At 37.2% G+C, this 15,663-nt stretch carries 12 protein-coding genes; 5 read left to right on the forward strand and 7 right to left on the reverse strand.

The genetic code is table 11. The features are described 5' to 3' along the window. Positions 1 to 39 precede the first annotated feature (39 nt). Positions 40 to 1,377: a GH1 family beta-glucosidase gene (locus tag OQZ33_RS10400; protein ID WP_265798980.1), complete on the reverse strand. Its 1,338-nt coding sequence runs from the start codon at positions 1,375 to 1,377 to the stop codon at positions 40 to 42. 97 nt (positions 1,378 to 1,474) lie between these two features. On the opposite strand from OQZ33_RS10400, the gene OQZ33_RS10405 reads away from it, so the two are divergent. Next, a complete protein-coding gene (locus OQZ33_RS10405; RefSeq protein WP_265798981.1) occupies positions 1,475 to 4,018 on the forward strand; it encodes a PKD domain-containing protein in 2,544 nt (847 codons plus the stop codon). Between the two features lies 1 nt (position 4,019). Here OQZ33_RS10405 and OQZ33_RS10410 read toward each other — a convergent pair whose 3' ends face one another. Beyond that, on the reverse strand, positions 4,020 to 5,834 hold the full coding sequence (locus tag OQZ33_RS10410; RefSeq protein WP_265798982.1) for a MutS-related protein: 1,815 nt from the start codon (positions 5,832 to 5,834) through the stop codon (positions 4,020 to 4,022). A 43-nt stretch (positions 5,835 to 5,877) separates the two neighbouring features. On the opposite strand from OQZ33_RS10410, the gene rlmH reads away from it, so the two are divergent. Next, complete coding sequence (gene rlmH, locus OQZ33_RS10415; RefSeq protein WP_265798984.1) at positions 5,878 to 6,351, forward strand: 23S rRNA (pseudouridine(1915)-N(3))-methyltransferase RlmH; 474 nt, start codon at positions 5,878 to 5,880, stop codon at positions 6,349 to 6,351. 245 nt (positions 6,352 to 6,596) lie between these two features. Here rlmH and OQZ33_RS10420 read toward each other — a convergent pair whose 3' ends face one another. Both OQZ33_RS10420 and OQZ33_RS10425 read right to left on the reverse strand, forming a co-directional pair. After that, positions 6,597 to 7,139: a DUF5606 domain-containing protein gene (locus OQZ33_RS10420; RefSeq protein WP_265798985.1), complete on the reverse strand. Its 543-nt coding sequence runs from the start codon at positions 7,137 to 7,139 to the stop codon at positions 6,597 to 6,599. A gap of 73 nt (positions 7,140 to 7,212) precedes the next feature. Further along, positions 7,213 to 7,671, reverse strand: a complete 459-nt coding sequence (locus OQZ33_RS10425; protein WP_010601314.1) for a peptidylprolyl isomerase — start codon at positions 7,669 to 7,671, stop codon at positions 7,213 to 7,215. Positions 7,672 to 7,905: 234 nt separating this feature from the next. Here OQZ33_RS10425 and OQZ33_RS10430 point away from each other — a divergent pair, with 234 nt between their 5' ends. Together OQZ33_RS10430 and OQZ33_RS10435 are read left to right on the forward strand one after the other, a co-directional pair. Continuing rightward, entirely contained in the window at positions 7,906 to 9,087 is a 1,182-nt protein-coding gene (locus OQZ33_RS10430) for an asparagine synthetase B (protein WP_265799090.1), read from the forward strand. A gap of 238 nt (positions 9,088 to 9,325) precedes the next feature. Next, positions 9,326 to 10,033, forward strand: a complete 708-nt coding sequence (locus OQZ33_RS10435; RefSeq protein WP_265798987.1) for a porin family protein — start codon at positions 9,326 to 9,328, stop codon at positions 10,031 to 10,033. Between the two features lie 82 nt (positions 10,034 to 10,115). Here OQZ33_RS10435 and OQZ33_RS10440 read toward each other — a convergent pair whose 3' ends face one another. From OQZ33_RS10440 to lpxK, 3 genes are read right to left on the reverse strand one after another with little or no spacing between them, the layout of a single operon-like run. Next, positions 10,116 to 12,128, reverse strand: a complete 2,013-nt coding sequence (locus OQZ33_RS10440; protein ID WP_265798988.1) for a putative porin — start codon at positions 12,126 to 12,128, stop codon at positions 10,116 to 10,118. Beyond that, positions 12,115 to 12,930, reverse strand: coding sequence for a purine-nucleoside phosphorylase (locus tag OQZ33_RS10445; protein WP_265798989.1), 816 nt, complete (start codon positions 12,928 to 12,930; stop codon positions 12,115 to 12,117). The genes OQZ33_RS10440 and OQZ33_RS10445 overlap by 14 nt, the downstream gene beginning before the upstream one ends. Beyond that, positions 12,902 to 13,963, reverse strand: coding sequence for a tetraacyldisaccharide 4'-kinase (lpxK, locus tag OQZ33_RS10450; protein ID WP_265798990.1), 1,062 nt, complete (start codon positions 13,961 to 13,963; stop codon positions 12,902 to 12,904). Before lpxK ends, OQZ33_RS10445 begins: the two co-directional genes overlap by 29 nt. Before the next feature lie 519 nt (positions 13,964 to 14,482). Here lpxK and OQZ33_RS10455 point away from each other — a divergent pair. Further along, entirely contained in the window at positions 14,483 to 15,622 is a 1,140-nt protein-coding gene (locus tag OQZ33_RS10455; protein ID WP_265798991.1) for a sterol desaturase family protein, read from the forward strand. Positions 15,623 to 15,663: the final 41 nt, after the last annotated feature.

Consider the following 15,663-nt stretch of genomic DNA (forward strand, 5'->3'; position numbering starts at 1 on the left):
CAGCGTTTCTTATCTGCGAAGCTCTGCGGGAAAACAGCCTTAGTTTTTCAAAAATTCCTGCCACCAATAACCCGAGTACTTGATGGTGCGTTTCAATGTTTTAAAATCAGTGTGAACAAGTCCAAACCTGGCGTTGAAGCCTTCAGCCCATTCAAAATTATCCATCAATGTCCAGGCCATATAACCCGTAATGTTAATTCCATCTCTTTTTGTCTTAAGTAAAGCCTCCAGATAAATCTTAAAATATTCAATCCGCTCCGCATCTACAATGTTGCCATTATCTACCTTATCATGGTAGGCGGCTCCGTTTTCGGTAATCATCAAATTCTTAATGTTTGGATAAGCAGCAAATTGCTTAATAATATTGTAAAAACTGTTGGCATTAATTTCCCAGCCCATTGCGGTATGTGGTTTTTTACGGCTTTTGGCTTTTACCTCCCAGGCTTGAATTACCGGGATAAATGCATTGTATTTAATTGTAAGCGGAAAATAATTCTGCAAACCAATAAAATCAAAGTCAAATCTCATCCTATCCTGCAAACGCCAGGTTCCATATTCCATTTGAAATTTCTCCAAAACTTCCCAATCTCCAGTTGGAAAGCCCAAACCTTGTGCCGGCTCTACAAAAAGTCGATTCATCAAACAATCTACACGCTTAGCAGCCAATAAATCGTTATCGCTTTGCGTGTGAGGAATAATCTCTGAGCAAGAATAAGTAGTACCAATATTAGCATTGCTAATTTCTGCCCGAAGAATTTTTCCACCCTCAGCCTGTGCTATAGCGGTATGTAACACAGCAGGAAAAAAATTGCTTAATCCGGTTTTTCCTGGCGCATGGATACCTAACATGTATCCCAGTGAAGTGTAACCAAACGGCTCATTCAATACGATCCAATTTTTGACTTTGTCGCCATATTCGAGCGCACAAATACTTACAAATGCATTGAAGGCTGCATTGATACTGAAACTGGTCCATCCACCCTCATCTTCCAATGCCTGAGGCAAATCCCAGTGATAGAGCGTAATATAAGGCGTAATTCCATGAGTTAAACATTCATCTATTACACGATGGTAAAAGCGTAATCCCTCTTGATTAACCTCTCCTCTGCCAGCAGGTAAAATCCTCGACCATGCAATGGAAAACCTGAATATCTTAAACCCTAATAACTTCACTAAGGCAATGTCTTCCTGATAACGATGATAAAAATCGCAGGCAACATTCATCTTATGACCATTTTTAATTTTCCCATTTCGATTGGAAAAGTTATCCCAAATGGACGGCCCCTTACCATAAGAACTGGTAGCGCCTTCAATTTGTGGTGCCGCTGTAGCTACTCCCCATAAAAAGTCCGATCCAAAATCACTTGCTTTAATCATAGTCTTATCTTACTGCCTCAAGTTGCAACTTTAATATTAACAAAACATTAACTTACATTACAGCACAAAAAGAAAACATTTTTTAATAGTTTTACTAATGCGCTTTTCATTAATTCTCTTTTTATTCTTAATATTTTGCTCGAAACTTTGGGCAAATTTTGCTCCGCCCATAAATGATGAATTAGTAAATGCGATAAACATCCCAAACACTACCGGATTTTGTAGCGTTGATGCGGCCTATAGTAATGTTGAAGCCACCACATCGACTATGTACAATAAACCCACAAGTTGGATAGCAACCGGAAAAGATGTTTGGTTTAAGTTTACCGCTACAAAATACGATGTCAATATTTCAATAAGTGGCCTGGTTAATTCGAGCAGTACCAATACTTTGATAAGTCCCTTAATTGCATTGTATGCTTTTGATTCATCTACGACAGGAATTAGTGAGATGATTGGTACTTCTACTACTTCTGCCAATGTTACTACCTATTATAAGGGAGCATTGGAGCTCGGACAAATTTATTATGTACGTGTTAGTGCAGAAAATGATCAGGTGGGAACTTTCAAACTGTGTTTAGACAATTATTTTCCTCCTTTGAAACCGGGGCAAGATTGCGGTACAGTTTCGATTTTATGTTCAAAAGAAACTTTTACACAATTAAATGTTACAGGCACAGGTTCAAATAGAAATGAATCTGCAGGTACATGCTTAGGCACAGAATCGAATTCAGCCTGGTATATGTTTAAGGCTTCCAAAGCGGGATCTTTTACTTTTGTAATTACGCCAACTGTAACTACCAACGATATTGATTGGATATTTTACGATCTAGGGGTAAATGGAGATTGTAGCATGGTAAATGCATCAAATGCCATTCGTTGCGCTGCCGGCAGCGGCGTTCAATGTACGCCTACATACTATAAAACTGGGCTAAGTATGACTGAAACCGACTTATCGGAAGCTTCTGGTTGTCCGGCTGGACAAAACGGCTTTGTTAAATATGTCGATTTAGTTGAAGGGCATACCTATGCTATTTTGATTGATAATTTTTCTAGCGGAAACAATGGCTTCACTTTAGAATTTGGGGGTGATGCAGATTTGGCAGGACCAAGTGCTGAAATAGCTGTACAGAAGTTAAACCCGTGTACAGACAGCCAGGCATATGTATTTGAAAGTATTGCCGCTAATTATGCAGAATTAAAATGGTCATTTGGTGAAGGCGCAAGTTTATCAACAGCGGATGGCATTGGCCCCTACACCATCACCTACAACACGCCGGGAGAAAAAGTAGTTGTGCTCGAAGCCAAAGGGAGCAATGGTTGTAGTGTGATAACCACAAAGAACTTTATCGTCGCTAAAACGCCCGACAAACCCACTATCACTGCATCTGATGTGACCTTATGCCAAGGCGATGTGCTGCAACTTTCAACGCCATTTCTGAACCTTGCTACTTATCACTGGAGCGGACCGAATGGCTTCACTTCTACCGAACAAAACCCGGCGATACCGAACGTGGGTCTTGAACATATTGGAATTTATAAACTATTTGTACAAGTTGGCGACTGCATTAGTGAAGAAAATTCATTGGAAATTCTTTCCGTTGATTTGAAACCGGAGGCGGCCTTCTCTATAGTAGTAAATAACAAATGTGAATCGAATCAGAGTTTTTCGTTTGTTAATGCATCTAAAAATTATACCAAGCTTAAATGGGATTTCGGTTTATCAGTGCGAACAAATGCTGATGCGGCAAACAACAGTAAAATAATCACTTTTGATTCACCAGGACCAAAGACTATTACCTTAACAATTGAAACTGATAATGGCTGTATATCTATCGCTAGCCAAGACATCTTGGTGGAATTGAAGCCTGAGATTCCAGAAATTTCGATCAACAAGCCTGCTTTCTGCATAAACGATTTGATAAGACTTTCCGTTCCCCAACAGGAAAACATGAGTTACCTGTGGACAGGACCAGACAATTTTACCGCAGCCACCAGTAGCGTGGAAATACCGGTAAATAATTTCAGCAAAGCCGGAGAATACAAAATTGTACTTACTTCAGGAACTTGCAGCTCTGATCCTACAAGTATAATTATTCCTCCAATTGCCAGAATCCCGATAGCGGGTTTCTATACCGAATCTTCTTTTAATGTCAAGTTTTCAGTGCCTGCCCCAATTGTTTTTACAAATACGTCTCAATTTGGAGATTATTTTGAGTGGCATTTTGGTGATGGAACCTTTTCGTCTGAAAAAAGCCCTACACATACCTTTCAAACGGATGGAACTTTTAGGATTACTTTGACAGCATTTTCAAATAATGGTTGTTGGAATTCGATCACTCAAGGCGATTTGATTGTAAGGAAAGAAGCGTCGATATTTACACCAAATGCATTTTCGCCAAACGGTGATGGTGTAAACGATGAGTTTGTAGTAGGCATTACTAATCTAAAAAGGTATAGAATTCAAATTTATAACCGATATGGCAATCAGGTATTTTTTACCGATAATATCTTCGACAATTGGAAAGGAACCTTTAAAAATACCGAACTACCAACAGGTGTTTATTATTATGTGATTCTCGGAACTCATTTAAACAATTCAACCGTTAAATATACAGGATCGGTTACGCTATTGCGATAAATTAATCTAAGCTTAAGCCTATTTGTTTCAATAAAATTGCCGCATTAAAGGTAGAACAAGGACCTTGTTTCAATTTATAATCGAATTCCATTTCTCCGTTTATGATTTGAATATCAAAATGGAAGTTTCTCAAAGTAGTAGGATGATCCTCTTTCAAATCGGCCAACTGCAAATCGTGTGTGGCAAATAAACCTGGCGTTTTTTCTGCAATCAGCTTTTCTACAAAAACCTTCGACCCTAAATATTTGTCCTTGCTATTGGTTCCCCGTAACATTTCATCGATGAGTACAAACGTATTTTTGTCTTGTTCGATATTCTTTAAAATCATTTTCAAACGATCTAGCTCAGCTTTAAAAGTGGAGGTACTTTCATTTAAAGAATCTTTAATTCTCATATAGCTGTTAATGGAAAAAACAGACAACTGTAATGACCTGGCGCAAACAGGACCGCCTGCATAAGCTAAAACCATATTGATGCCGAGCGTTCTTAAAAAAGTACTCTTCCCTGCCATATTTGATCCTGTTACAATGTCGACTGTCGGCTTTGCTTCAAGGTAGAAGTCATTATTAACCCTTCGCTCAACAGCAATTAGCGGGTGTCCAATTTCATTCCCGCTTAATTGAAAACCCTCATCGATTGAAGGAAAAACCCAGTCTGGCTGGTTATATGCTAAAGTGGCCAACGAAATAATTTCTTCGAAATCGCCCAAATGGTTGAGTGCCGAAATAACATCTTTTGAAGAGCTTTGGTACCATTTATCCAGACTAATACAACATTGCAAATCCCACAGAAATAATCCATTTAAAAAGCCTCCAACAATAAGATTTAGCCTCGCATCGAACTTCTGAATTACTTTTGATAATGTTTTTATTTCTTTACTTACCGGGGTTTTTGAGGTAAATAACTGCAGAATATAGCTGCTTTTCCATGGCTGATTTTCGGCCCACTTTATAGCCTCGGCGTAACTGTTTAATAATCCCGAACCGCCACCAAAACTGTAAAAAACCAGATTAATTTTTGAATTTAAAAAGATATTTATACCTAAGTGAATAAAAACAAAAAGCCCTAAAATATTTCCAGATAAACCACCAATAAAAATGGAGGATAAAACTAAGCCAAAGGTAATATATGGAGCAACGGCAACATAAATACGCAGCAATTTTTTACGTACAAAGGCAAGCTGCAGACCCAAATCTCCTGCTAATTGCGTTTTGATCTGTTCAATTTTCTCAATATTATGGCCGTGCAAGTTGGCTCTGAAATCAAATGTTTCTTCAATTTTTCCTTGCACTTCTTTAATGGCTTCTTGTCTGGCCAAAATTTCAGCTTTTGTTGATTTAGTAGCTAAACGCCCCGCTAGCAAATCCTTTCCGGTTTTAGTATAACATCTGTTTACCAAAGAAAATAGCGAGGCACGGCCAAAAATATCTAAGTCTGATGAATATGGATGAGATTCAGATTCAAACACACTCCCATCCTCATAACCATTTGGTTTGCCATTCAGTTGGTTCCATTCGTTTTGGTAAACCCACAATAATTGCTTTTGATAGTCAATTTCACGGTCTAATCTTGCTTGTTTCCTTACCACAAATACAAATCCTACTACCGGAAGCAGCAACGCAAACTGGATCAATGTTCTGCTGTTATCATCGGCAGAATTTAACAGTAAAACAAAGAATAGTATCTCAGCTAAAAATAAACCTATTCGTACCAGCGAAAGCTGATCGATAAGCTTTTTTGTTGCTTCAATCTTAGTTGTAACCTCATTAATTTTTTGGCTATAGCCAGATATAATTTGTGCTTGTGTTTTTAACATTATCTTTGAATGGCAGAAAATTCTAAAGATAGCAAAATATTAAATGAAGATTACTTTAATCGCCATTGGCAAAACGGAGGATAAGTATTTAATTGAGGGGATTGAAAAATACATCAATAGATTAAAGCACTATATAAACTTTACATTTTTGCCTTTGCCTGATGTGAAAAATGTTAAGAATTTAAGCGAGGCGCAGCAGAAAGCAAAAGAGGCTGAATTGCTGCACAAACAAATTAATAATGGCGATGTTGTTATTTTATTGGATGAGAAAGGTAAAAAATATTCTTCGATCGAGTTTTCCAATTACCTGAATAAGCAAATGATTGGCAGTGTTCAACATTTAATTTTTATTATTGGAGGGCCATACGGATTTGACGAAACCATTTACAAGCGGGCAAATGGACTGATTTCTTTATCTGATATGACTTTTTCACATCAAATGATCCGCTTGTTTTTTGTAGAGCAGTTGTATCGGGGATTTAGCATTTTGAAAGGTGAACCCTATCATCACGCCTAACTTGCAAAAGAGAGAAACGAGAGGTAAATATGGAATTTGCATTCCAAAAACATCATAAAATAAAACGATATGTTAGATAAATATAAACGCAATTACCGATATAGAAGTAACCAGAGTGGCAACAATAAAATGCTTTGGATCAGTATTATCATTTCATTAATTATTGTGGTAATCCTCTATTATTTCTTTTAAGGCAAAAAAACACCAAGCTTTTGCCTGGTGTTTTAGACAACATTTAGAAAAAACTAAACGCCTTTTTTACTTGTCATGCTTGCTTTTTTAGCAGGAGCAGATGTTTTTGTAGTTGCTTTGGCACTTCCAGATGCTTTTGTAGCAGTGGATTTTGTTTTCTTATCAGCAGCAACTTTTTCTTCAGCTAATTTCACCTCAGCCGGAGAACCTGGAGTATCAGGGGTATCTTCGGTAAACAAAGGTAAATCTTTCAATAAGTTATACCAGGTGATGATTTTCTTCATATCAGAAGCGTATACTTTTTCCTGATCGTGACCTGGAGCCACTTCCAAAAAGTACGAACGTAAATCACCTTTTAAATCTGGAGTAGATCCTTTTTCAGAAATTTTAGCAAAAATATCAGCCAATTTAATTTCTTCTTCCTCACCATAAACCGTAATATCTTCTAACGAAGCTAACTTAGTATTGGTAATATTAGCTACAACTTTAGTCTTTTGGGCATCTAAACCCTCCAAAATGTAGCCTACTTTATTTTGTCCAACCAGCTTAAATAAACCTGGTCTGCCAGATACGGCAACAATTCCTCTTAAATTCATATTCTATTTTGTTAAGCGGTTAGCGGTTGGGGGTTAGCGGTTTAAACGCTTATCGCCAAACGCTCAACGCAATTTAATCTTCAATAATTTCGATTCCTAAAATTTTATCTCCCTGGCGGATATCGTCCACAAGGTCAACATTTTCGACTGCTTTACCAAAAACAGTGTGGTTGCGATCTAAGTGTGCGGTATTTGTTCTGCTGTGGCAGATAAAGAATTGAGAACCCCCAGTGTTACGGCCAGCGTGTGCCATCGATAACACACCACGATCGTGGTATTGGTTTTCGCCAGTTAACTCACAATCTATTTTATAACCCGGACCACCTGTACCTGGCATTCCTGTTGCACCATCTTTAGAATTTGGGCAACCTGTTTGAACCATGAAATCAGGAATTACGCGGTGGAAAGTTACACCATCATAGAAACCTTCGTTTGCTAATTTTTTAAAGTTTGCAACTGCTTTCGGAGCATCTTGTTCAAAGAACTCAACAGTCATATTTCCTTTTTCAGTTTTTATTATTGCTTTACTCATATCAATTGTGTGTACTGGTTTTAAATTTTGATCACTTTAAAAACTCCGTGTTTTTAAAAGTAGAGGGCAAAAATAGCAAATTTGTAGAACTCATACAGCATTAAATTTTTCTAAACAATTTAAATGAGGTATTTTAGTGTTTTACACTCCATCGATTTGAAAAATAAATATTATATCTTACTCATTTGCCTGTTAAGCAGTTTTGTTGCTCATGCCTCATCGTTATTGGTTTATATGGATGAAGATCAAAAAAACCACCTCAAAGCTTACGGCATTGCCTACTGGACCATCAGCAAACAGGTGGAAGTAGATTGGCTTTTGAACTATCGTGGCGGAAGTTTTCTAATCAAGTATAATAAAACAGTTGAAGACGAGCTTAAAATCAGAGGCGTTTCTTACGAAGTAATGTCTGATGCCAAAGTGGTTAATCTTCTAAACGAAATCAGCGATCCATCAGTTAATATGGAGATGGTGAAACTGGAGAAAACACCTAAAATCGCCGTCTATTCCCCTAAAAGTAAATTACCCTGGGATGATGCCGTGACGCTGGTATTAACTTATGCGGAGATACCATACGATGTGATTTACGACGATGATATTCTACAGGATAAACTGACCAAATACGATTGGCTCCACTTGCATCACGAAGATTTCACTGGACAATATGGTCGCTTTTGGTCTTCATTTCGATATGCCACCTGGTACCAGGAGGATGTTAAAAACCAGGAAGCGTTAGCTAAAAAATTAGGTTTCAAAAAAGTTTCAGAAATGAAACTTTCGGTAGCCAAACACATTAAAGAATACTGTGCCGGCGGTGGCTTTATGTTTGCCATGTGTTCTGGAACGGATAGTTTTGACATTGCCCTAGCTGCAGATGGGGTTGATATTTGCGCCCAAATGTTTGATGGAGATGCCGTTGACCCAAATGCACAATCGAAATTAGACTTTAATAAAAGCCTGGCTTTTCAAAATTTCAAATTGGATAACAACCCGATGAATTACGAATTTTCGGATATTGATGTTACCCAAAACCGATCGCTTAACCAGAGCAATGACTACTTTACTTTATTTGAATTCTCTGCTAAGTGGGATTTGGTTCCAACCATGCTTACCCAAAACCACGATAAGGTAATCAAGGGTTTCATGGGACAAACGACAGCATTTAAAAAATCTGTGGTTAAACCAAGCGTAACTGTTTTAGGGGAAAACAAAGGTGCCGCAGAAGTACGTTATCTTCATGGAGAAATAGGCAAAGGGCAATTTACCTTTTATGGAGGCCATGATCCTGAAGATTACCAGCATGCCGTTGGCGACCCACCTACGGATTTAAATTTACATCCAAATTCTGCAGGTTATCGGTTAATATTAAATAATGTTTTGTTTCCCGCGGCAAAAAAGAAACCGCAAAAAACGTAATCTGACAGCTAAATTTGTATCCTGTTAGCGAATATTCCTTTTCTGTATACAAAATAAAACATTGAACAGTCAGTCATTACTATACAACTTCAAGTGATAAAAATCAAATAAAAACCACTGTTAACCAATTATTTATACTGATTGAGCGATCAGCAATATATAGTTTGGCACAGCTTTTGGAAAGTGGCAGGTAATTAACATTGAAAACAAAAATTCTTTTACCTAAAGAAAAAATATCATGAAAAAGTTATTACTAAGCGCTTCTGTAGTTTTATTAGCAACAGGTGCATTTGCCCAATCAACAATGACAGGATCTGACGCAAGATTTGGAATAAAAGCGGGTGTCAATTTATCAAAATTCCGTGCAAGCGATTTTAATGGCAGCACAGAATTTAACGATAATGTACAAAACAATGTAGGATTTAACGTTACAGCTTTCGCCGATTTTGGTGTAGGAAACAACTTCTTTATCCAACCTGGAGTATCACTTCAAAATAAAGGTGCTAAGTTTGAGCAGACTAATACTATTGCTGGTGTTACCAATACTACGTCAAACAAAGTAAATTTAATGGCTATTGAAGTGCCTATCAATGCAGTATTCAGAATCCCTACAGGTGATGCTGGAGCTATCCAGATTTCAGCTGGTCCTTACGTTGGTTTTAATATCTCTGGAAAAAACAAGTTTGAAACAGTAACTACTGGTGGTAATGCTGCAGGAACAGTTTCTGATGAGAATGATTTAGAATTTGGTAGCAGCACAGATAAAGACTACGCCTCAACAGATTTCGGTGCTAACTTTGGTTTAGCATATCGTACTAATTCTGGCTTCTTGGTAGGTGCAAATTATGGTTTAGGTTTATCAAACCTTGTTCCAAAAGATTCAAGATCTGGTGATGGCAAATTAACTAACCGCGTATTAGGTTTCTCAGTGGGATATTCTTTCTAGGCCTAAGCAATTTATAAAAGCTTAAAGAAAATGGCATTTTGGTTTCTCCAGAATGCCATTTTTTTATGCGAATAAATCTTTTTTAATCATAGAAATTCCAGCTCACGCCAAACTTCAATAAAGCATCTTGCATAGGATATCGATTAACGGTATAATAACCCGGAGAGAATAATCCCTGGTTAACATAATCGTATTTAATAAACAGATTCGCCCGTTTTAAATTCGCTTTGATGTATACGTCTATAACAGGTTCTGATTTGAATACGCGATCGCTGCCCACATAAAATTGGGCGGTGGCTGGAGAATAAGAGTAATTAGCATATTCAGAATTGTACCGCACATCAAAACCGATATTCGCTTTTAATACTTTGAAAAAGGTTTGATCCAAATAAAAACTATTGTAGGTATAAAATTCTGGTGTTCTCAAAATTGCATTTTTATCCGTTTTTTGGTAAGCGATATAATTTTCTAAAACAAACTTCCCAAAACGCCATTTTTTAGATATATCGAATCTGATTAAACTAATATCTTCCCCTTCCTGCACCGGCTTAATTGCGGTTGTTCCGTAAGCATTATCTGCAGCGAAATACAAATAATTACTGGTTAAAAAATATTTGGCACTAGCTGTGAGACCATATTTATCATTAATAAAATTGAAAGAAGCATTGGCAACTTTTGTATTTTTAAAGTTCTGATTATCCCATCTGTAGTGGTTTCCGTGATAATAATTAAATATTGCAGCCGGCGATTGGTTTTGCGCATAAGCACCTAACTCAATTCTCCCAACAGATTTACTGAGCAATATTCTACTCTTAGCTTCATATAAATAGTCGCCTGCATTTTCACCCTGCAATATTTGTTGCACATCTAAATTTAAATCGATATTCGATGTAAAACGATAACCTGCGGCTCCTAAAATAGTGATATTTTGATAAGCAAACTGACTTTGTTCATATGCTGACCCATCTTCTTTATTTCCTAAATATTTATGTTGATAATAATCGTGGCGTATACCTGCATCCACTTTTAGTTCATTTTTAATTACAGTTGAATTTTTCGGACGAAGAAAAAAACTGTAAAGAAATTCATTTTTTACATGTTGAACATGGGTGGAATCGTTGGTAAAAATCGGACTTGCAAATCCTTCCGGCAATACGCCGTAACTGTCAGTTTCATTTTTAGCAAAATCGTAACTGTCGTTATTGTATTCAACCGTGTAGGTTACTTTGTTGGTGGGTAAAACAGCACTGTTGAAATTTGCAGAGGTATCTATCCGGCCAACGTAATACGTTTGTTTTAAAAACACCGTATTCTTTCGATACAAATTTCTCGCTGTGGTTAACTTAACGGTTTCTGCATCTCTGCTGATTTTATTATAGCCCGGATTGAAGATAGTCGAATCTAATGTTGATCCGTTTTCGTAAGCCCGCATGGTGTTAAAAATTGCCGAAGCCCACATATTATAGCGTTTGCTTGGCGATTGATACCAAGAAAAAACGGCAACATTCAAGTTATCTCCCCGCTGTCTGCTGTAAAATCCCCTCGAATCTCCCCTATTAAAGTTAACGCCGGCATTCCAGTTTTTCTTAATGTTCTGGCTGTGAATGGCTTTAAACAGCTGCTCCTTTTGTCCGGCACTAACTAAGTATAAGCTGGTATATGGGGAGCGTGCCTGATAGTAAATAATATCCTCGGGGGTTAGTGCATAGTAATCCAATGAATGAAAACCAGCATCGAAACCAATGCGTTTGCTGGGTTCGTAAAGCAAAGGGCGGGCTGCCAAACCCATGTTCCCATTATTTATGGTTGGATTTTGCGGCTGTAACAGTGGGCTATAGTTCTGAATATTCCTCGTCGAGGTATCTAGCGGCAATAATACAATACTATCCCTACTTAAACCGAGTTTAGTAAAGCGAATAAATTTAGCTGTAAAAACGACAGAATCCTTTGCATCAAGTTTTTTTCTAATAGAATCGGCTTCTGATTTATCGTTGATATTTGTTTTTAAATCTTGTGCAAAAGATTTTTGAAAACCCGAAAGCAACAAAATAATAAAGCAGAATTGAACAACTTTAAGCATCTTATAGTTCAGCAATTAAGCGGGTTAAAATTTCGGTCATTTTAGGTTCAGCTTTAGCCGCAGCCTCTAAAATTTCATCCAGGTTAAAAGGCTGCAAATCTTCAGGAAAACCTTCATCAGTTAAAACCGAAATAGCAAAAACCGGCAAACCGGCGTGGTTGGCTACAATAACTTCTGGCACAGTACTCATTCCAACGGCATCACCACCAATCAAACGCAAATATTTATATTCAGCCTTGGTCTCCAAATTCGGACCAGAAACGGCAACATATACCCCTTTGTGGCATTTAATGCCTAAAGTTTTTGCAATGTTTAAAGCTTTCGAAGTTATGGAACGGTTATACGGCTCACTCATATCAGGAAAACGAGGGCCCAAAGAGCTTTCAATTAAACCCCTTAATGGATTATCAGGCTGAAGATTAATGTGATCTTCGATAATCATTAAATCGCCCTTTTTAAACTCAGGGTTTAAAGAGCCCGCAGCGTTTGAAACAATTAGGTTTTCTATGCCTAAACCTTTCATTACCCTAACAGGGAAAGTGATTTGCTGCATACTGTAACCTTCGTAGTAGTGCAGACGACCCTGCATGGCCACAATTTTTTTCCCGTTTAGAGAGCCGAAGATGAGTTTGCCACTATGAAATTCTAAGGTAGAGATAGGAAAATTTGGAATGTTTGAATACATCAACTGATGTTCTACTTCTATCTCTTTTACTAAACCGCCTAATCCGGTTCCTAAAATAATGCCTATTTCTGGCGCAAAGTTTTCAGTTTTACGTTTGATATACTCAACGGTTTCTTCTATTGCTCTTAACATAGTTTAAAATAAGTTCATCAAAGGTAATCTTATCTTCTTCAAATAATTCAACCTCGATGGGTAAAAAATATACTGGTAAATTTATCAGTAAATTTTCAAATCCCGCAGCTTTTAAACGTTTGCTATCCTTTTCTGTTGTGATGATAATTTTTTCTTTTTTCTCCTCAGATCCAAAAGCCGCCTTGAAATTCTTGATATCATCTGTTTTGAAAGCATAATGATCTGGAAATTCTTCATGTTTAATCGTTTTGGAATACTTTTCAAGCTCTTCGATTAGCGGGGCAGGATTTGCGATTCCAGTGAGTAAGAAAATTTGAAAATCTTTTATATCATCCAACGAACGACTGTCATCGTTATATAAATGTTCTAGCTTGCCGTATTTTAAATAAGAATGCAACACTTTTTGAGTGGAGTTAGGTTGTAACTCGTTGATAGATGCCTGCTGCGCAACATGTAACAAAGGCACCGGGGCTTTGGTAACTAATAGAACATCTGCTCGTTTACGAGAGGCAAAAACATCTCTTAAATTTCCTGCCGGAAGAAGAAACTGAAGGGTGCCCAATTTCCTGAATTCGAACAATAAGATATTAAAACCAGCCCTTACTGCCCGATGTTGGTAAGCATCATCCAAAATAATTAAATCGTGATTTTCTTTTAACTTTTCTATTCCAGCTACCCTATCTTCGCAAACGGCTACAGTAACGTTTTCTAGCTTTTGATAATACTGTAAAGGTTCATCCCCAATAATTTCGGCAGTTGCACTTGCATCCGCTAAAAAAAAACCTTTCGTTTTGCGGCCATATCCCCTACTCAAAATTGCAATTTTATAGTCGACCAAAAGCCTTACCAAATATTCTGTAGTTGGGGTTTTCCCTGATCCCCCAACGGCTAAATTACCTACGCAAATAACAGGAAGATCGAATTTGATAGCACGCATAATACCCCAATCGTACAACTTTTTACGAAGCGTAATTGCTATTCCATAAATCAGTGAAAAAGGAAGAAGTAAAAGACGTAGATATTTTAGTAACATAGTTGTGCTTTCAAAAGTAGGGAATATTTAAAAATATGAGGCATTGTTGTTAAACATGCCCAATAAAGCAACCTCTAAAACACAAAAAGGTTTGTTGGATTTTGATAAGAAATTTTAAACCTGGAAACCAATACCTGCATTTCAATTTTGGTTAGTCGGGCTTTTTCCTAAATCTTTTTATTAATAAAAAGATACAGCTGCAATCCCGTTTGTCGATAATATCGCCCATTTAGTGTAAAAGATAATACACTGCTTTACCTATAAAATAACCTGAAAACCAAATTACACCTATTGCGATTACTGAAATAAAAATTAGCAAGATTAACTTTTTACTATCTACCATAAATTAAAGATAGCTATTTCCCTGGCAAAAGAAATGCTTCAATTACCCATTAATTAAGGTAGTGGCGTTAGCTAAAAATTCATTTACTTTAACGTCTATTTAAAACAAAATCTCAATTCAGTTTCTGATAAACACTTAAAATTCAGTATAATTGTTGATTAACAACATATATTTTAATGTCTCCAAATAAGCGTTTAGTAGTCGGTCAAGGCCAAATCAGTGGCTATACTTCTATTTTTTTAGCAGTTTTAGCATTATTAGGGATTTTGTGTTTCCACTACCCTGAAAAACTGACTACTCCAGAATTTCGTGAAATTTACACCAAAAATAGCATGGAAGCGCTGATGCTTGGCGGCGTTATAGCTTCATTCTTTTTTGCTGCTTTAAGTATCATTCTAAGCAAAAAACTTAAATATGGCTGGCCTGGTTTTGCTTTGGCAGCACTGGCGGTAATATTGGGTGCCTTAAGCGTTGAAGGTAGAGATGTAGCTAAATCCAGCTGGCATTTTGGCTTAGATTGGATGATCTTGGATCTCCTATTGATGGTCGCCATTTTTGTTCCTTTAGAATTGTTTTTTCCTAAAAATAATGATCAAACCAAATTCCATGAGGAATGGCGCACCGATTTAACCTACTTTGTAATCAGCCATTTATTTATCCAGTTTTTCGGCATCGTCACTCAAAAACCCGCTGTATTATTCTTTGGCTGGATGGGGCTGGATAGATTACATACCTGGATTCAAGGCTTGCCTTTCATTGCGGCACTTTTCTTAGCCTTTTTTACCACAGATTTATTCCAATATTGGGCACATCGTTTTTTCCATACACGTGTTTCTTTGTGGCGTTTCCACTCTATTCATCATTCTACCCAGAACATGGATTGGCTGGCAGGAAGCAGAACTCATTTTATTGATATTTTCTTTACCCGGGCCATGACTTTCATCCCGTTATACATTTTGGGTTTTTCTTCTACAGTTTTTAACGTCTATATCATCTTCATAGCCATTCACGCTGTTCTTATTCATGCCAATACAAGAATAAATTTCGGTCCGCTGAAGTACATTTTCACCACACCCCAATACCATCACTGGCACCACTGTGAAGATCCTAAATATTATGGCCATAACTTCGCATCAATATTTCCATTTATTGATATGATATTCGGAACCTATTATTTACCAGGCAAAGAGTGGCCTGCGGGAACTGGGGTGCACGAGGCAGAATACCCGAAAGGTTTTGTAAAACAAACGATTTATCCATTTACAAAAAGTCCTTTTGATACCGACCTGAAAATGGAAGAAAGAAGTGACCGATAGGTTTACATAAAGATGCCCTAACAAATTTTGAACAAAGGACA

This window comes from Pedobacter sp. MC2016-05, from assembly GCF_026239735.1.
In the GTDB taxonomy this organism is placed as follows: domain Bacteria; phylum Bacteroidota; class Bacteroidia; order Sphingobacteriales; family Sphingobacteriaceae; genus Pedobacter.

Bases quoted from the DNA above. Each gene is read 5' to 3' on its own strand.
- OQZ33_RS10400 (WP_265798980.1), bottom strand. From the start codon at position 1,377: ATGATTAAAGCAAGTGATTTTGGATCGGACTTTTTATGGGGAGTAGCT.
- OQZ33_RS10405 (WP_265798981.1), top strand. From the start codon at position 1,475: ATGCGCTTTTCATTAATTCTCTTTTTATTCTTAATATTTTGCTCGAAA.
- OQZ33_RS10410 (WP_265798982.1), bottom strand. From the start codon at position 5,834: ATGTTAAAAACACAAGCACAAATTATATCTGGCTATAGCCAAAAAATT.
- rlmH (WP_265798984.1), top strand. From the start codon at position 5,878: ATGAAGATTACTTTAATCGCCATTGGCAAAACGGAGGATAAGTATTTA.
- OQZ33_RS10420 (WP_265798985.1), bottom strand. From the start codon at position 7,139: ATGAATTTAAGAGGAATTGTTGCCGTATCTGGCAGACCAGGTTTATTT.
- OQZ33_RS10425 (WP_010601314.1), bottom strand. From the start codon at position 7,671: ATGAGTAAAGCAATAATAAAAACTGAAAAAGGAAATATGACTGTTGAG.
- OQZ33_RS10430 (WP_265799090.1), top strand. From the start codon at position 7,906: ATGGATGAAGATCAAAAAAACCACCTCAAAGCTTACGGCATTGCCTAC.
- OQZ33_RS10435 (WP_265798987.1), top strand. From the start codon at position 9,326: ATGAAAAAGTTATTACTAAGCGCTTCTGTAGTTTTATTAGCAACAGGT.
- OQZ33_RS10445 (WP_265798989.1), bottom strand. From the start codon at position 12,930: ATGTTAAGAGCAATAGAAGAAACCGTTGAGTATATCAAACGTAAAACT.
- lpxK (WP_265798990.1), bottom strand. From the start codon at position 13,963: ATGTTACTAAAATATCTACGTCTTTTACTTCTTCCTTTTTCACTGATT.
- OQZ33_RS10455 (WP_265798991.1), top strand. From the start codon at position 14,483: ATGTCTCCAAATAAGCGTTTAGTAGTCGGTCAAGGCCAAATCAGTGGC.